This is a genomic window from Streptomyces sp. MGP-P1, from assembly GCF_057766565.1.
The window spans coordinates 1037744-1055127 of record NZ_JBYMEM010000005.1; the positions used below are offsets into that span (position 1 = coordinate 1037744).

A 17384-nucleotide genomic window follows, 5' to 3' on the forward strand; every position below is an offset into this window, starting at 1 on the left:
CCCGCACCCGGCAGCCGATATCCGACCGGTATCCGATGTCCGGGTATGACGCGCGACCGCCGTGACAGGTCTCACTTCCTGCTGTCGATGACCGCTTTCATCACGTCGCGCGCGATGGGGGCGGCCAGCCCGCCGCCGGAGATGTCGTCCCGGTTGGCGTTGCCGTCCTCGACCACGACGGCGACGGCGACCGGTGAGCCGCTGTCGGTCTTCGCGTACGAGATGAACCAGGCGTACGGCTTCTCGCTGTTGTTCAGACCGTGCTGTGCCGTACCGGTCTTGCCGCCCACTGTGACGCCGGGGATCCGCGCGTTGGTTCCCGTGCCGTCCTTGACGACGGTCTCCATCATCTGCTGGACCTTCTGGGCGTTCTCACCGGTGAGCGCGCGGCTGAGCTCCTCGGGCTCGTGGGTGTAGACCGGGTCCAGGTTGGGCGCCTGCCGCTCGGCGACCATGTACGGCTGCATCAGCTTGCCGTCGTTGGCGATCGCGGAGGCCACCATGGCCATCTGGAGCGGGGTGGTGCGGTTGGACGCCTGGCCGATGCCGGCCATGGCGTTCTGCGGCCTGTTGTCCTCGGGGTAGATGCTCGCGTCGGCGCGGACGGGTGTGAAGACTTCCTTGTTGAAGCCGAACTTGTCCGTCTGCTCGATCATCTTCTTGTTGCCGAGGTCGTCGCTCATCTTCCCGAAGACGGTGTTGCACGACACCCGGAGGGCCTCGCGCAGCGTGGCGTTCTCGCAGGGGATGTCGCCCTCGTTCCGGAGCTGCGTGGTGGACTGCGGCAGCGTCCAGGGGAGCGGGGAGTCCGTCTTGGCGTCGATGTCGTCGTAGAGCCCGTTCTCCAGGGCGGCGGCGGCGGTGACGACCTTGAAGGTGGAGCCCGGGGGGTAGGTCTCGCGCAAGGCCCGGTTGAGCATCGGCTTGTCCTCGTCCTTGAGGAGCTTCTGCCGGTTGTCCGAGTCCTTGAGCGAGTTACCGGCGAAGACCGAGGGGTCGTAGGACGGGGTGCTGGCGAGGGCGAGGATGGCGCCGCTCTTCGGGTCGAGGGCGACCACAGCGCCCTTCTTCCCGCCGAGCCCCTTGAAGGCGGCCTGCTGGGCGTCGCCGTTCAGCGTGGTGACGACGTTGCCGCCGCGCTTCTTCTCGCCGGTGAACATCGACAGCGTCCGGTCGAAGAACAGCTGGTCGTCGTTGCCGGTGAGGATGCCGTCCTCCAGGTTCTCCAGCTGCGAGGAGTCGAAGGCCTGCGAGGAGTAGCCCGTCACGGGGGCCCACAGGGGGCCGTCCTTCCAGACCCGCTTGTACCTGAAGTCGCCGTCCTCGGTCTCGGCGGAGCCGGTGATCGCCTTGCCGTCGACGATGATGTCGCCGCGCTCGTGGGCGTACCGCTCGATCTCGACGCGGCGGTTGTACTTGTGGCTGGTCAGCTCGTCGGCGCGGACGTACTGGAGCCAGTTGTCCCGGATGAGCAGGGCGAGGACGAGGATGCCGCAGAAGATCGCGATCCGGCGCAGGGGCTTGTTCACGGGCGGACCACCTGTGTCATCTCGGCGTCCGTCGATGGGGAGGGGGCCGGTGCCGGGCGTCGGGCGGTATCGCTGATTCTGATCAGAATGGCGATCAGGGCCCAGTTGGCGAGCACGGAGGAACCACCTGCCGCCAGGAAGGGCATCGTCATACCGGTGAGCGGGATGAGGCCCATCACGCCGCCGGCGACGACGAACACCTGGATGGCGAACGAGCCGGAGAGGCCGATCGCGAGCAGCTTGCCGAACGGGTCGCGGGCCGCCAGCGCGGTGCGCACTCCGCGCTCGACGATCAGGCCGTAGACGAGGAGCACGGCCATCATGCCGGCGAGCCCGAGCTCCTCGCCGACCGTGGCGAGGATGAAGTCGGAGTTGGCGGCGAAGCCGATCAGGTCGGAGTTGCCCTGGCCGAGTCCGGTCCCGAGGGTGCCTCCGGAGCCGAAGGCCATCAGGGACTTCGCCATCTGCTCACTGGCGTTCAGCTTGCCCCAGCCCGCGAACGGGTCGAGCCAGGCGGTGATGCGCTCCTGGACATGCCGCTCGAACGTGGCGACGCCGACCGCGCCGGCCGCGGACATCAGCAGACCGAAGACGATCCAGCTGGTGCGCTCGGTGGCGACGTACAGCATCACGACGAACATGCCGAAGAAGAGCAGCGAGGAACCGAGGTCGGTCTCGAAGACCAGGATCAGGATCGAGAACGCCCAGACCATCAGGATCGGTCCCAGGTCACGGCCGCGGGGGAGGTACAGGCCCATGAACCGACGGCTGGCGAGGGCCAGTGCGTCCCGCTTGACCATCAGGTAGCCCGCGAAGAACACGGTGATGATGATCTTGGCGAACTCGCCGGGCTGGATCGTTCCGACTCCCGGGATCTTGATCCAGATCTTGGCGCCGTTCACAGCGGGGAAGAACATCGGCAGAATCAGCAGGAACAGCGCCACCACCATGGAGATGTAGGTGTAGCGCTGCAGGATGCGGTGGTCCTTCAGGATGGCCAGGACCGCGACCAGCATCCCCACGCCGATGGCGGAGAACAGCAGCTGCTTCGAGGCGGCGGGGACGAAGGTGTCCAGGGCCTGGAAGCGTTCGGACTGGTCCAGGCGCCAGATCAGCGCCAGGCCCAGCCCGTTGAGCAGGGTGGCCAGAGGCAGCAGCAAGGGGTCCGCGTACCGCGCGAACCTCCGGACCGCGAGGTGGCCCACGCCGCCGAGCAGGGCGAGACCCGCCCCGTAGCTGAGCATGCCGGTGGGCAGTTCGCCGTTGAGGGCGAGGCCCACGTTGGCGTAGGCGAACACCGAGATGGCGACGGCGAAGACGACGAGTGCCAGCTCGGTGTTGCGGCGGCTCGGTGCGTCGATCGCGCCGATGGTGGTCGTGTTGGTGACAACGCTCATGGTGCTGAAGGCCCCCTACGGCTTACTGCTTACCGCACTGCGGGACCAGCTTCTTCTCTTCCTCCGAGAGGCTGGGGCCGGGAGTGGGAGCGGTGGTCGGCTTGGTCCCCTTGGCGGAGGACGTGGCGGAAGTCCTGGTGGCGGGGGCTCCGGCGGTGCCGCCGGCCTCGCCCTCGTCCGTACGGGCCCGGTTCTCGGCGTCGGCCGCGCGGCGCTGCGCGTCCTTCTTGCAGGCGGAGGCCTGGGCGGCGAGCTCGGCGACCTTCTCGCGGGCGTCGGTGATGTTGCCCTCGGCGATCGTCGCCTCCACCTGCTTGCGCTGGTACGGCGGCAGGTACTTGAGCTCGATCTCGGGGTGGTTCTTCTCGACCTTCGAGAGCGAGACCCAGGCGAGGTCCTGACTGATGCCTTGGAACAGTGCGACGTTCTCGTTCTGCGCGCCGACGTAGTACTGCGTCTGCGTCCAGCGGTAGCCGCCGTACAGACCGCCGCCGATCACGGCCAGGGCCAGCACGATGTAGACGGAACGCTTCAGCCACCTGCGGCCACCGTCCGGCTTGACGAAGTCCTCGTCCGTGTAGGCGTCGTAGGAGCCGTCCGGCATGCCTCCGTAGCCGACGTCGCCGCTGCCGGGCGGGCCGAAGCCGCCGGCGGGCGGGGGCACGGGGCGGCCGAGGCCGGCGGCGCGGCCGGCGGGCGTCTGCATGGCCCCGCCGTCGCCGAGCTGGGCCTGGTTCTCCGCGACCGCGCCGACGACGACCGGGGTGTCGTTGAGCTGCCCGGCCAGGGTGTCGTTGCTGTCGACGTTCAGGACGTCGGCCACGATGCAGGTGATGTTGTCCGGGCCGCCGCCGCGCAGGGCGAGCTGGATCAGCTCCTGGATGGTCTCCTGCGGGCCCTGATAGCTGGCGAGGGTCTCTTCCATCGTCTGGTGGGAGACGACGCCGGAGAGGCCGTCCGAGCAGATCAGATAGCGGTCGCCGGCGCGGACCTCGCGGATGGAGAGGTCCGGTTCGACGTGGTCGCCGCTGCCCAGCGCCCGCATCAGCAGGGAGCGCTGCGGGTGGGTGGTGGCCTCTTCCTCGGTGATCCGGCCCTCGTCGACGAGGCGCTGCACCCAGGTGTGGTCCTGGGTGATCTGCGTCAGGACGCCGTCCCGCAGCAGATACGCGCGGGAGTCGCCGACGTGCACCAGGCCGAGGCGCTGACCGGTCCAGAGCAGGGCGGTGAGCGTGGTGCCCATGCCCTCCAGCTGGGGGTCCTCCTCGACCATGACGCGCAGCTGGTCGTTGGCCTGCTGGACGGCCGTGCCGAGCGAGGTCAGGAGATCGGATCCCGGTACGTCGTCGTCGAGCGGGACGAGCGTGGAGATCACCTCGGAGCTGGCGACCTCACCGGCCGCCTGACCGCCCATGCCGTCGGCGATGGCGAGGAGCCGGGGACCGGCATAGCCGGAGTCCTCGTTGCCCTCCCGGATCATGCCCTTGTGCGACCCGGCGGCGAAGCGCAGCGACAGACTCATGCGCACCTCGCCCGTCGGCTCGGGGTACAGCCTGTCTCGAGCCACACTGCCCACCCTCCGGTCGGGAACCGGGCAGCGTCCGCCGTCGGGACCGCCGCGGCTCGCTCGCTCCGCTCGCTCATTGTCGTACTACTTCCGCAGCTCGATGACGGTCTTGCCGATACGGATCGGCGCGCCCAGCGGAACTGGTGTCGGGGTGGTGAGCCGGGTCCGTTCCAGATACGTGCCGTTGGTGGACCCGAGATCCTCGACGATCCACTGACCGTCACGGTCCGGGTAGATCCTGGCATGCCTGCTGGACGCGTAGTCGTCGTCCAGCACGATCGTTGAGTCGTGGGCCCGGCCCAGGGTGATGGTCTGCCCCTGGAGCGCGACCGTCGTGCCCGTGAGCGTGCCTTCGGACACGACCAGTTTGGTGGGTGCCCCGCGGCGCTGCCGCCCGGGCTGCTGGCGCTGCTGGGGCGGCGCCGCTTGTTGTTGTTGGCGGCCCTGTTGGGGGCGCGCGTCGGCGGCAGTGCGGCGTGAGCCGCGCTGCGTGACGCGCGTTCCGAACAGGTCGCTGCGGATGACCTGTACGGCCACGATGACGAACAGCCACAGAACAGCCAGGAAACCTAGCCGCATGACCGTAAGGGTCAGCTCTGACATTGCCCCCGCTTCACCCTTCGGCTTGCCGGTAAACGATGGTGGTGCTGCCCACGACGATCCGCGAGCCGTCGCGGAGCGTAGCGCGGGTGGTGTGCTGCCCGTCTACCACGATGCCGTTGGTAGACCCGAGATCCTGGATCGTCGAGGGCGTTCCGGTCCGGATCTCACAGTGCCGGCGCGATACGCCGGGGTCGTCGATCCGCACGTCGGCGTCGGTGGATCGTCCCATCACCAACGTCGGGCGGGAGATCTGATGGCGGGTGCCGTTGATCTCGATCCAGCGCCGTGTCCGGGCGTCCGGCAGGGGGCCGGACGCGGCCGGCGGGCGCCGGTCGTTCGTGGGGGCCGAGGGCCGTCCGGCGCCGGGCGGCGGGGCCGCGGGCATCGGCGGAGCGGCGCTCGGGGGGTAGCCGTAGCCGCCGGGAGCCTGCGGGGCGGCGGGCCGCCCGGCCGCGGGCTGCTGGGGCTGGGCCGGCGGGTCCTGCTGTGACGAACTCGACGCCAGCGTGCGGCTGCGGACCCGGTAGAGCCCGGTGTCGAGGTCGTCGGCCTTCTCCAGGTGGACCTTGATCGGTCCCATGAAGGTGTAGCGCTGCTGCTTGGCGTAGTCGCGCACCAGGCCGGAGAGCTCGTCGCCCAGTTGACCGGAGTACGGGCTGAGCCGCTCGTAGTCGGGTGTGCTGAGCTCGACGATGAAGTCGTTGGGGACGACGGTCCGCTCGCGGTTCCAGATCGTCGCGTTGTTGTCGCACTCCCGCTGGAGGGCGCCGGCGATCTCGACGGGCTGCACCTCGGACTTGAAGACCTTGGCGAAGGTGCCGTTGACCATCCCCTCGAGGCGCTGCTCGAAACGCTTCATGACCCCCATGGGGCACCTCCTCCGTTGTCATCGTCCCTGTACTGCTTACTGATCGTATCCACGCGTCGGGAAATCGGCTGGTTCCCCTTGTCTGGCCTGTGGATGAGTGTCACCCCTCACACGGATCGTAGAGGTGACCTCCTCACAGTGTCCCGCACCCGGGACGCACTCTGGAGGAGTGGGGGCGATGGTTCGGGGTTCCCGCTTCCCCTGCGGGAGGCGACGAAACAACGGATGTGAATCCACCCTGTTCACCGTGCTAATCTTCGGGATGTCGCCAGGCGCTCGCACCACACGGTGAGAGGGTCCGGAACACCACTTATGCGCGAGTGGCGGAACGGCAGACGCGCTGGCTTCAGGTGCCAGTGTCCTTAGGGACGTGGGGGTTCAAATCCCCCCTCGCGCACAACAAGGGCATGAAAGTGCCCGGCAGGACCAAAGAAAAGGTCGGCCCCGTGATCACGGGGCCGACCTTTTCGCTGTATCCGGCCTGTTCACGGGCGTGAGCGCCGGTGCGGACCGGCTGGACGCCGAACAGTTCGGCCCGGGGCGGGGGTGGCCCGTCAGGACTTCTGCGGGACGAGTCGTTTCGTTCCTCTGTAGGGTTGGGATGAACTGGTCAACTCGTTGAATGCCTGGCGTCGGACATGTCCGGTCGCAGATCAGGGGGAGTCCATGTCAGGTCCCACGGTCGGCCCCCTGCCCGTCCCCGAGGGGCCGTCCCCTGCGCCGACGACCGGCGAGTTGCTGTCCTTCGACCCGGTGAGCGGAGAGGTCGTCGCCGCGTTGCCGGTGGATGACGAGGAGGCGGTGCGGGCGAAGGTCGCGCGGGCCCGGGAGTCCGCCGTCTGGTGGGAGGGGCTGGGGCACTCCGGGCGTCGTGAACGGCTGCTCGCCTGGCGGCGGGTGATGGCGAGGCGCCTCGACGAGGTGATCGATCTGCTTCGGCGGGAGAACGGCAAGGTCCGGGCGGACGCCGTGGTCGAGCTGGCGGCGGCGCTGGAACACGTGGGCTGGGCGGCCAGGCACGCACCCCGGGTGCTGGGCAGGCGGCGGGTGCGCTCCGGGCTCCTCATGTTCAACCAGGCCTGCACGGTCGAGTACCGGCCGTACGGAGTCGTCGGGGTGATCGGCCCCTGGAACTACCCGGTGCACACCCCGCTCGGCTCCATCGCCTACGCACTGGCCGCGGGGAACACCGTGGTGTTCAAGCCCAGCGAATACACCCCCGCCTGCGGAAAATGGCTGGTCGACACCTTTATTGAGGCGGTTTCCGGCCCGCCGGTCCTGCAACTCGCCGTCGGCCGGGGCGAGACCGGCGCCGCGCTGTGCCGGGCGGGCGTCGACAAGGTGGCCTTCACCGGGTCGCCCGCCACGGGGGCCAGGATCCTCGCCGCCTGTGCGCCCACGCTCACCCCGGTACTGATGGAGCTGGGCGGCAAGGACGCCCTGGTGGTCGCCGCGGACGCGGACGTGGACGCCGCGGTGGAGGCGGCGCTCTGGGCCGGCTGCAGCAACGCCGGTCAGTCGTGCGCCGGCATCGAACGGGTCTACGTCGCGGACGCCGTGCATGACCGGTTCCTGGCCCGGCTCGTCGAGCGGGCCCAGGAGATACGGGCGGGCGAGGACTTCGGGCCCGTGACCATGCCGGGGCAGCTGGACGTGATCCTCCGGCACATCGAAGCGGCGATCGCCGACGGCGGTCGGGCTGTGGTCGGTGGGCCGGAGTCCGTGCGACCCCCTTATGTACGGGGCCCGGTGGTGCTCGCCGACGTGCCGGAGGACTCGGCCGCGGTGCGCGAGGAGACCTTCGGGCCGGTCCTGGTCGTCAACCGGGTCAGGGACGCGGCCGAGGGCGTGGAGCGGGCCAATCGCAGCGAGTACGGACTCGGCGGGGCGGTCTTCGCCGGGCGGGGCGGGGCCGAGCTGGCCAGGACGCTGCGCAGCGGGATGGTCAGCGTCAACGACGTGCTCACCTTCCCGGCCGTGGGCGCGCTGCCGTTCGGCGGGCGCGGGAAGTCCGGCTTCGGGCGCATCCACGGCGCCGACGGGCTGCGGGAGTTCGCCGCCCCGCAGGCTGTGGCCCGCCGCCTGTTCAGGGCGCCGCTGTCCATCCAGACGTACGCCAGAGGGCCCCGGGACGTCCCGTGGCTGGAGAGCCTGATCAAGAAGCGGACCGGCCTTCGATGACGAGGCCGGGACGCGAGGGTGCGGGGGAGGCGTCCGCGTGTCGTTCGTGCGAAGTAGCCCTTTCGTGCCCGCCCCGCGTTCAGTTCCTGACCGGAACGATTTTTCTACGGACCGCAACGCCCGCCGGTGCGCCGGTGCGCCGGCGGGACGAAGGGTGAGGGTGGTCGGACCATGCTGAGGATGCGTCCCCGGTGCATGAAGTGCTCGTCCCCGACAGGCCCCGCCGCCGAGGCGTACATCTGCAGTTACGAGTGCACCTGGTGCCCGTCCTGCCGGGAGGGCTTCGCCGACGGGTGCCCCAACTGTCGCGGGGAACTGGTGCGCAGACCGCGCCGCACCACCGGGGCGGCGGCCATCGCCTCCCGGGGCCCCGACCGGCTGAGGCGTTTCGTCCGGCGGGTCTCCGGGCGGGCCTGAACCCGCGGCGGACGAGGGGCGGCACGGCATTCGGCGAGGGCGGGTCCCGGCGCGGGTAGCGAGCGCCGGGACCCGCCCTCGCCGGGCGGGCCGGAGTCCCCGGTCAGTGGTGCCGGGGCGTGCCCGATCAGTCGGTGCGGCCCGGCCCGCCGGATGGACCCGGGCCCGCCGGTTCGGCGCCCCGGGCCGGTCCGGCGAACCACCGGGCCAGCAGCGCGGCCGGTTCCTGCCCGTAGCCCCCGGTCACCCGGTCCAGCAGGGCCGCCGGATCGACCTCGTAGCCCTGCGGGCCCACGTGCTCCAGCGCGATGACGGCCATCGCGCAGCCCAGCCGGGCCCCGGTCAGGGCGTCGAGCCCCCGTCCCACGGAGGCCAGGAAGCCCGCCCGGAACGCGTCCCCACCGCCGGTCGGGTCGACCACCCGGTCCGTCGGCACGGCGGGTACGTGGAGGGGATCGTGGTCCGCGCGTTCCAGCCGTACACCTTCCCCGCCCAGCGTGGTGATCCAGCCGCCCACCCGGGAGAGCACGTCCTCGGTGCGCCAGCCGGTGAGCTCGCGCAGCAGCGAGCCCTCGTAGTCGTTGGTGAACAGCCAGCGCGCGCCGGTGACCAACTGCCGTGCCTCCTGGCGGTCCAGCCGGGGCAGTTGCTGGGAGGGGTCCGCCGCGAACGGGACGTTCGCCGCCCTGCACTGGGAGGTGTGCCGCAGCATCGCCCGCGGGTCGTTCGGGGAGACCAGGACGAGGTCCGGGGCGCCGGTGCGGGCGAAGACGTCCGCCAGGTCGATGTCGGCGGCCTCGGCCATCGCCCCCGCGTAGAAGGAGGCGATCTGGTTCTGCGCACGGTCGGTCATGCACATGAAGCGGGCGGTCTCCCGCCGTGCGGAGACGTGCACCGAGCCGGTGTCGACGCCGTGCTCCTTGAGCCACACCTCGTACTCGGCGAAGTCCGCGCCCACCGCCCCGACCAGCACCGGACGCAGCCCGAGCCCGCCCAGTCCGTACGCGATGTTCGCGGCGACCCCGCCCCGGCGGATCTCCATCTCGTCCACGAGGAAGGACAGGGACACCTTGTCCAGGCGGTCGGGGACGAGCTGTTCGGTGAACAGGCCGGGGAAGGTGGTCAGGTGGTCCGTGGCGACGGAGCCCGTGACGACCAGACGGGGCGGACCGGCTTCGGCACCGGACGCCCGTGGAGTGGAGCCGTCAGTGCTGCGGGACGAGTGGTGCGGCCGCATGGGCGCTCCTCGCTCTCTGGATGTTGCCGTGGATGTCGATGGCAGCCGACGAACGGTTGAGAGTGATGTAGTGCAGCCCCGGCGCACCTTCGTCGAGCAGCCGCAGCCCCAGTTCGGTGGCGTGCTCGACTCCGATCCGGTGTGCGGCGCCGGTGTCGGCGCGGGCCGCCTCCAGCCGTTGGGCGAGGTCCTCCGGGAAGGCGGCGTCGCTCAGTTCGGCGAACCGGCGGATCTGCCGGATGTCGGTGGCGGGCATGATCTCCGGGATGACGGGGGTGTCGCAGCCCGCCGCCGCCACGCGGTCCCGGAAGCGCAGGTAGTGCTCGGCGTCGAAGAACATCTGGGTGATCGCGTAGTCCGCGCCCGCCCGGCACTTGGCCACGAAGTGGCGGATCTCCTCGTCGTGGTCGGCCGGCCCTCCGGCGGGGTGCGCGCGGCCCTCGGGGAACGCGGCGACGCCGACGCTGAAGTCCCCCAGACCGCAGACCAGTTCGACCAGTTCGTAGGCGTACCGCAGGCCCTGCGGATGGGGCGTCCAGGCGCCCCGGGGGTTGCCGGGCATGTCGCCGCGCAGGACCAGGATGTCCCGGATGCCCGCGTCGGCGTACTGGCCGACGATGGACCGCAGTTCCGCCACCGAGTGGCCGACGGCGGTCAGATGGGCCACGGGGCGGAGCGTCGTCTCGGCGGCGATCGCCCGGGTCACCGCGATCGTGCGGCCACGGGAGGAGCCGCCCGCGCCGTACGTCACGGAGACGAACGTGGGATTCAGCGCCTCGATGCGGCGAATGGTGTCCCACAGCGCCAGGTCGCCCGCCGGTGTCCTCGGCGGGAAGAACTCGAAGGAGAAGGAGGGGTGCGGACCGGCCACGGCCTCGACCAGCGGCCGGGCCGGGCGGCCGGACGTCTCGCGGACACTCATCCCGCAGCGCCCGCCGGGTGAGCGGTGTCGTCCGACCGGAGCCCGGCGGCCGCGCGCAGGGCCTCGACCCGGTCGGTGCGCTCCCAGGTGAAGTCGGGGAGTTCGCGGCCGAAGTGGCCGTAGGCGGCGGTCTGCGCGTAGATCGGGCGGAGCAGGTCCAGGTCGCGGATGATCGCGGCCGGGCGGAGGTCGAAGACCTGGGAGACGGCTCCCTCGATCAGGTGCTGGGCGACCCGTCCGGTGCCGAAGGTCTCGACGAAGAGGCCGACGGGCTCGGCCTTGCCGATCGCGTAGGCGACCTGGACCTCGCAGCGCGCGGCGAGACCGGCGGCCACGACGTTCTTGGCGACCCAGCGCATCGCGTACGCGGCGGAGCGGTCGACCTTGGACGGGTCCTTGCCCGAGAACGCGCCGCCGCCGTGTCGGGCCATGCCGCCGTAGGTGTCGATGATGATCTTGCGGCCGGTCAGGCCGGCGTCGCCCATCGGGCCGCCGATCTCGAAGCGTCCGGTCGGGTTCACCAGCAGGCGGTAGCCCTCGGTGTCCAGCTTGATGCCGTCCTCGTGCAGGGAGGCCAGGACGGGCTCGACCACGTGGGTGCGGATGTCGGGGGTCAGCAGGTTGTCCAGGTCCACGCCGGCCGCGTGCTGCGAGGACACCACGACGGTGTCCAGCCGGGCCGGCCTGCTGCCCGCGTACTCGATGGTGACCTGGGTCTTGCCGTCGGGGCGCAGGTACGGGACGGTCCCGTCCTTGCGCACCTCGGACAGCCGGCGCGACAGACGGTGCGCGAGGTGGATCGGGAGCGGCATCAGCTCCGGGGTCTCGTCGCAGGCGTAGCCGAACATCAGGCCCTGGTCGCCCGCGCCCTGCGCGCCGAGGTCGTCCTCCCCGACGCCTTCGGCGGAGCCCTCGACGCGCTTCTCGTACGCGTTGTCCACGCCCTGCGCGATGTCCGCGGACTGCGCGCCTATCGAGAGGGAGACGCCGCAGGAGGCGCCGTCGAAGCCCTTGGCCGAGGAGTCGTAACCGATGTCGAGGATCTTCTCGCGCACGAGCTGCGCGATCGGCGCGTAGGCCTTCGTGGTGACCTCGCCCGCGATGTGCACGAGCCCCGTCGTGATCAGGGTCTCCACGGCGACCCGGGACGTCGGGTCCTGGCGCAGCAGGGCGTCGAGGATCGTGTCGCTGATCTGATCGGCGATCTTGTCGGGGTGACCTTCGGTCACGGATTCGGAAGTGAAGAGACGGCGTGACATGGATTCTCCCGGTAATTGAGAGGAGCCGGACGAGGCTGGCAGCAGATGCTAATCAGTCGGTGAAGTAAAGGGCAATGATTCCCTGGGTGATTCTCTCGACAATGCCGGACCGGCCTGCGGCGGGTTGTTTTCGGCCCTTCTCTTGACGAGGGCGGCTCCTGGCGCTAACTTAGAACGAAACGGATCGTTCCATCTTGCCAAAGCGGCCCTGAGCTGCACGTTTGACGCACCCAGTGGGTGGACGGAGTGAGGGGAAGCCGTGTCGAACAGCCCTGCCGTCCCGCCGGAAAGTACGCTCCTCGATATTCCTTGCATGTTCGAGATAGTGGCCGGAATATTTTGCGGCACCCAGGAGGAGGTGGCGAGGGTCGGATTCGGCCTTCCTCGGCAAGAAGCGATTGATGAACCTCTGTGTGCGCAATGATTCTGAAATGCTTTTCTCTGTGCTGGGTCCATTGGAAATCCGGTCCGCCGACGGTGCGCCGCGTCCGGCGGGCGGTCCCAGGGTGCGCAGTCTGCTCACCCTGCTCCTGACCGACCCCGGCCGGGTCCTCTCCGCGGAACGGCTGATCGACGGGGTGTACGGAAGCCGCCCCCCGGACGGCGCGGCCCGCGCCCTCCAGTCGCAGGTCTCCCGGCTCCGCCAGGTGCTGGGCGAGCACGGCGCCCTGCTGGAGTTCCAGCAGGGCGGCTACCGGCTGGCCGTGGAGCCGGACGCCGTGGACGCCCACCGGTTCGCCGCACTCGCCGCCGAGGGGCGCGCGCAGTTGGCGGCCGGGGCGCTCGAAACGGCCGCGACGGTGCTGCGCGAGGCGCTCGAGCTCTGGCGGGGGGCCGCGCTGTGCGGCACTTCCCAGACACCGGCCACCACCGCCTGGGCGACCCGGCTGGAGGAACTGCGGGCCGCCACCGCGGAGGACCTCGTCGAGACCGAGCTGCTGCGGGGCCGGCCCGGCCCCCTGGTGGCGGAGCTCAGGACACTGGTGTCCGCCCACCCGTTGCGGGAGCGCCCGCGCGGGCAGCTGATGCGTGCCCTGCACGCCTGCGGCCGCACCGCCGAGGCGCTCGCCCTGTACGACGCGACCCGCCGGGTGCTGGCGGAGGAGCTGGGCACCGAGCCGGGCGTCGAACTGCGCGCCGTGCACCTGGCGGTGCTGCGGGCCGCCCCCGCCGCTCCGCCGGAGACTCCGGCGGAGGCCCCGGGCGAGGACTACGCGGAGTCCGGCCGCCGGACGGGGGTCCGGCGCGGGCTGACCGCCCAGCTCACCAGCTTCGTCGGGCGCCAGGACGAGCTCGGCCAACTGGACGTGCTGCTCGACCGGGTGCGGCTGGTCACGCTCACCGGGCCCGGCGGCGCCGGGAAGACCCGGCTGGCGATCGAGGCCGCCGCCCGTCGGGAACAGCACGTGTGCCTGGTCGAGCTGGCCCCGCACAGCAGCGGGGCGGACGTCGTGCGGACCGTGCTCGACGCCCTCGGCCCGCAGGGCTTCGCGGTGCGTTCCCCGGCTCCGCCCGGACGGCACGGCAGGCTGCCCGACGACTCGATGGGGGTGCTGGCCCACACGCTCTCCGGACGCCGCCTGCTGCTGGTCCTGGACAACTGCGAGCACCTGGTCGCCGACGTCGCCGAGCTGGCCGGCCGGTTGCTCGGCAGCTGCCCCGACCTGGTGGTCCTGGCCACCAGCCGGGAGCCGCTGGGCATCACGGGCGAGTCGCTGTTCCCCGTGCCCCCGCTGGCGCTGCCGCCGCCGGGGCCCCCGCCCGCCGCCGGGGACGCGGTCCACTACCCGGCGGTCCGGCTCTTCGTGGACCGTGCCGTGGCGGTGAGCCCCGGCTTCGCCCTGGACGCCGGGACCACCCAGCACGTGCTGCGGATCTGCCGGGCGCTGGACGGGCTGCCGCTCGCCCTGGAACTCGCCGCGGCCCGGCTGCGCTCGCTGCCGGTCGGCGAACTGGCGGCCCGGCTCGGCGACCGGTTCGCGCTGCTCTCCCGGGGCAGCCGCACCGCCGCCGCCCGGCACCGCACGCTCACCGCCGTGGTGGAGTGGAGCTGGGACCTGCTCGACGAGGAGGAGCGGGTGCTGGCCCGCCGGTTCGCGGTCTTCCCCGGAGCGGCGGAGCCCCGCGCGGTGGAGCGGGTCTGCGGCCTGCCCACCGCGTCCGTCCCGTCCGCCGAAGGGCCGGCCACCGCCCTGCCCTCGCGCGCCGCCGGTGTCGACGTCCGCGTCCTGGACCTGCTCACCTCGCTCGCCGACAAGTCGCTGCTCACGCCCGTCCCCGGTCCCGGGCCCGCCCGCTTCCGGATGCTGGAGACCGTACGCGCCTACTGCGCACGGCGGTTGGCGGAGGCCGGGGAGGCCGGCCAGGTGCACCGCGCGCACGCCGCGTACGTCACCGGGCTGGTCGAGGCCGCCGCCCCGCACCTGCGCGACCCCGACGACCTGCCCTGGCTGTCCCGGCTCACCGAGGCCCACGACGATGTGACGGCGGCCCTGCGCTGGGCGACCCGCCACGCGCCCGGTCTCGCCCTGCGGCTGGGGGCCCAGCTGTGGCCGTACTGGTGGCTGCGCAGCCCGGCGGGGGAGGGTGCGGAGCGGATGTACGAGGTGCTGTGCGCGCTCGGCACCGTACCGCCGCCCGAACTGGCCGCCGAGTACGTGACCTGCGTGGTCGGCACCGCGCTCGGCATGGCCCCGGACGCGGAGCTGCGGGCCCACCTGGCGGCGGCCGGGGCCCTCGCCCGGGGGCTCGACACGGAGGGCGCGCATCCGCTGATCGCGCTCGCCCGGCCGGTCATCGCCCTGGTCACCGGGGACCACGACGCACCGCTGCCGACGCCGCCCGTCGTGCTCTCCGAGGAGAATCCTTCGCTGCGCCTGGGCACGTGTCAGGTACTCGGCATGCTGTACGCCGGGCGGGGTGAACCGGACCGCGCCGAGCGGCAGTTCACCCTCGCCCTGGAGGGCTTCCGGGCTTCCGGCGAACGGCTCGGCGCGATCCAGGTGCTCCCCGAGCTGGCCCGTCTGGCCCGCTGGCGCGGCGACCACGACCGGGCGCTGGCCCTCATGGACCAGGGCATCGCGCTGGCCGCCCCGCTGGCCTCGGCCACCAACGAGGCGTATCTCCTCTGCCGCAGGGCCGACGAGCGCAGACGCTCCGGCGACCTGCCGGGCGCGGAGGCGGACTGCGCGCGCGGCGAACGGCTCGCCCGGCGGGCCGGCGCGACGGGCGCGCTCGCCGCCGCCCGGCACACCGCGGGCGAGAACGCCCGGCTGCGCGGGGACCTGCCGGCCGCCCGCCGGCTCCATCTGTCGGCGCTCGACCTGTGCTCCGGCACCTGGGTCGGCGAGGAGGTCCGGATCAGGGCGCTCACCGCGCTCGGCCGCATCGCCGAGGCCGAGGGCGACGCGGCCGGCGCGCGTGCCCGGCACACGGAGGCGATGGAGGCGGTGCTCACCGGCTGGGAGCTGCCGACCGTGGCCGACACCGCGGAGGGGCTGGCCGGGGCGCTGCTGCCGGGGAGTCCGGCGCTGGCCGCCACCGTGCTGGGCGCGGCCACCACGCTGCGCGGCACCGCGGTGGGCACCGACAGCGACGTGGCGCGGGTCGGCGCCGAGGCCCTGGGTCTCATCGGTGCCGACGCCTACCGGCGGGCCCGTGCGGAGGGCGCCGGGATGAGCCGGAACGACGCCTTTCGCCTGCTCGGTGAGGCGCTGTCAGCGGTACGTCAGTGAAGCGTGAGCGGAATCGGAGAACGTGACGACATGAGGAAACACCGCCGGATCGGCAAGGGCCAGAAGACGGCCACGCTGGTGACAGCGTGCCTCGCCATGCTGTTGCTGTCCGTCGATCTCACCGTGCTCAGCCTCGCGGTGCCCCAGCTGACGGCCGACCTGCGGCCCTCTTCCACGGAACTGCTGTGGATCGCCGACGTGTACGGCTTCGCGCTCGGCTCGCTGCTCATCACGATGGGCTCGATCGGCGACCGCATCGGCCGCCGCAGGCTGCTGCTCGTGGGAACGATCGCCTTCGGCGCCGCGTCCGTACTCACCGCCTACGCGGGGACCCCCGAACAGCTCGTCGGCGCACGGGCGTTGCTCGGCGTCGCCGGTTCGACGATCATGCCCTCGACGCTGTCGATCGTCCGCAACACCTTCACCGACCCGGTGGAGCGGGCCAAGGCGATCGGCATCTGGTCCAGTGTCAGTTCGGCCGGGTTCGCGGTCGGGCCGCTGGTCGGCGGAGTGCTGCTCGAACACTTCTGGTGGGGCTCGGTCTTCCTGATCAACGTTCCGGTGATGGTGTTCATCTTCGTGCTCGGCTTCCTGGTCCTGCCCGAGTCGAAGAACCCCGAGCCGGGCAAGCTGGACCTTTTGAGCGTGCTGCTGTCGGTGCTCGGTCTGGCGGCGCTGATCTACACCATCAAGGAAACCGCGCACGACGGCCTGCTCCAGACCGACGTGGGCGTCGCCGCGCTGGTGGCCGTGGCGGCGCTGTACCTGTTCGCCCGGCGGCAGCGCCGGCTGGCCACGCCGCTGATCGACGTACGGCTCTTCAAGCACCGGGCGTTCGGCGCGTCGGTCGGCGCCACGATGATGGCGATGTTCGCGCTGGCCGGAGTGGGTTTCGTCGGGGCCCAGTACTTCCAGGTGGTGCTGGGCTGGTCCGCGCTGCACTCGGCGCTCGCGCAGCTCCCCGGGGTGCTCGGCGCGGTGGCCGGCGCGGTGCTGGCGCCCAGGCTGGCCGCGGGATGGGGACGCTCGCGCACGGTGGGTCTCGGCCTCGTGCTGGTGGCCGTCGGGATGCTCCAGTACCTGTGGCTGTCGACCGACGTCTTCTACCCGGCGGTGCTGGCGGCCCTGGTCATCACCGGCGCGGGTGTGTCGATGAGCTTCACGGTGAGCGCCGACAGCGTGATGGCGTCGGTGCCCAAGGAGCGGGCCGGAGCGGCCTCCGCGATCGCCGAGACCGCGTACGAGCTGGGCGGAGCCCTGGGCATCGCGGTCCTCGGCAGTGTGCTGGGCCGGGCCTACCGCAACAGCCTCGACCTGCCGGCCGGCGTGGTCGGGGACGTCGCACAGGCGGCCCGCGAATCGTTGGCGGTCGCGGTGCAGGTGGCGGCGCAGCTCCCCGGCGAAGGGGGACGGGCACTCGCGGCGTCGGCCAGAGGGGCCTTCATGGACGGTTTCCACCTCGCGGTGGGAGTCTGTGCGGCGCTCGCCGCGGTGATCGCCGCGGTGGTCTGGCAGGCGCTGCGCGGCACGGACGGCGTGGTGCCGGTGTCCGACGAGGGAGTGCCGGTGCCTTCCGCGGACGGGCCGTCTGCGGAAGGAGGCGCCAGGGCCAGCGAGAACGCCGCAACTTGAGACAAGATTAAACGAGTCGTATCGTTCCGAACTCACGT

Annotated in this window: 12 protein-coding genes and 1 tRNA gene; 5 read left to right on the forward strand and 8 right to left on the reverse strand. The window is 71.5% G+C overall.

What is annotated here, in order from left to right:
* Window positions 1–71 precede the first annotated feature (71 nt).
* The 5 genes from AC3CH1_RS14190 to AC3CH1_RS14210 all read right to left on the reverse strand — a co-directional run bounded on the left by AC3CH1_RS14190 (window position 72) and on the right by AC3CH1_RS14210 (window position 5964).
* Window positions 72–1529, reverse strand: coding sequence for a peptidoglycan D,D-transpeptidase FtsI family protein (locus tag AC3CH1_RS14190; RefSeq protein WP_488463219.1), 1458 nt, complete (start codon window positions 1527–1529; stop codon window positions 72–74).
* The gene (locus AC3CH1_RS14195) at window positions 1526–2926 is read right to left on the reverse strand and encodes an FtsW/RodA/SpoVE family cell cycle protein (RefSeq protein ID WP_488463220.1); all 1401 of its coding nucleotides are present in this window, start codon (window positions 2924–2926) and stop codon (window positions 1526–1528) included. Before AC3CH1_RS14195 ends, AC3CH1_RS14190 begins: the two co-directional genes overlap by 4 nt.
* A gap of 22 nt (window positions 2927–2948) precedes the next feature.
* Window positions 2949–4448, reverse strand: coding sequence for a PP2C family protein-serine/threonine phosphatase (locus AC3CH1_RS14200; RefSeq protein ID WP_488463502.1), 1500 nt, complete (start codon window positions 4446–4448; stop codon window positions 2949–2951).
* A 129-nt stretch (window positions 4449–4577) separates the two neighbouring features.
* Window positions 4578–5096 carry an FHA domain-containing protein FhaB/FipA gene (locus tag AC3CH1_RS14205; protein WP_003967913.1) on the reverse strand — a complete coding sequence of 173 codons (519 nt, stop codon included), beginning with the start codon at window positions 5094–5096 and terminating at the stop codon, window positions 4578–4580.
* A 10-nt stretch (window positions 5097–5106) separates the two neighbouring features.
* Window positions 5107–5964, reverse strand: coding sequence for an FHA domain-containing protein (locus AC3CH1_RS14210; RefSeq protein WP_488463221.1), 858 nt, complete (start codon window positions 5962–5964; stop codon window positions 5107–5109).
* A gap of 314 nt (window positions 5965–6278) precedes the next feature.
* Between AC3CH1_RS14210 and AC3CH1_RS14215 the strand changes: the two genes are divergently transcribed.
* The 3 genes from AC3CH1_RS14215 to AC3CH1_RS14225 all read left to right on the forward strand — a co-directional run bounded on the left by AC3CH1_RS14215 (window position 6279) and on the right by AC3CH1_RS14225 (window position 8562).
* Window positions 6279–6361 (forward strand) — tRNA-Leu (locus AC3CH1_RS14215).
* Between the two features lie 269 nt (window positions 6362–6630).
* Window positions 6631–8145 carry an aldehyde dehydrogenase family protein gene (locus AC3CH1_RS14220; protein WP_488463222.1) on the forward strand — a complete coding sequence of 505 codons (1515 nt, stop codon included), beginning with the start codon at window positions 6631–6633 and terminating at the stop codon, window positions 8143–8145.
* 180 nt (window positions 8146–8325) lie between these two features.
* Entirely contained in the window at window positions 8326–8562 is a 237-nt protein-coding gene (locus AC3CH1_RS14225) for a DUF1272 domain-containing protein (RefSeq protein WP_488463503.1), read from the forward strand.
* Between the two features lie 127 nt (window positions 8563–8689).
* Here the strand turns inward: AC3CH1_RS14225 and AC3CH1_RS14230 are convergent, their stop codons facing one another.
* Genes AC3CH1_RS14230 through metK form a run of 3 tightly spaced genes read right to left on the reverse strand, consistent with a single transcriptional unit; the run spans window position 8690 to window position 11980 of the window.
* Complete coding sequence (locus AC3CH1_RS14230; protein WP_488463223.1) at window positions 8690–9799, reverse strand: carbohydrate kinase family protein; 1110 nt, start codon at window positions 9797–9799, stop codon at window positions 8690–8692.
* Window positions 9768–10721, reverse strand: coding sequence for a methylenetetrahydrofolate reductase [NAD(P)H] (gene metF / locus AC3CH1_RS14235; protein WP_488463224.1), 954 nt, complete (start codon window positions 10719–10721; stop codon window positions 9768–9770). The genes AC3CH1_RS14230 and metF overlap by 32 nt, the downstream gene beginning before the upstream one ends.
* Window positions 10718–11980, reverse strand: coding sequence for a methionine adenosyltransferase (gene metK / locus AC3CH1_RS14240; protein WP_488463225.1), 1263 nt, complete (start codon window positions 11978–11980; stop codon window positions 10718–10720). The genes metF and metK overlap by 4 nt, the downstream gene beginning before the upstream one ends.
* A gap of 506 nt (window positions 11981–12486) precedes the next feature.
* Between metK and AC3CH1_RS14245 the strand changes: the two genes are divergently transcribed.
* Complete coding sequence (locus tag AC3CH1_RS14245) at window positions 12487–15714, forward strand: AfsR/SARP family transcriptional regulator (RefSeq protein WP_488463226.1); 3228 nt, start codon at window positions 12487–12489, stop codon at window positions 15712–15714.
* Between the two features lie 30 nt (window positions 15715–15744).
* Window positions 15745–17346, forward strand: a complete 1602-nt coding sequence (locus tag AC3CH1_RS14250) for an MFS transporter (RefSeq protein ID WP_488463227.1) — start codon at window positions 15745–15747, stop codon at window positions 17344–17346.
* Window positions 17347–17384: the final 38 nt, after the last annotated feature.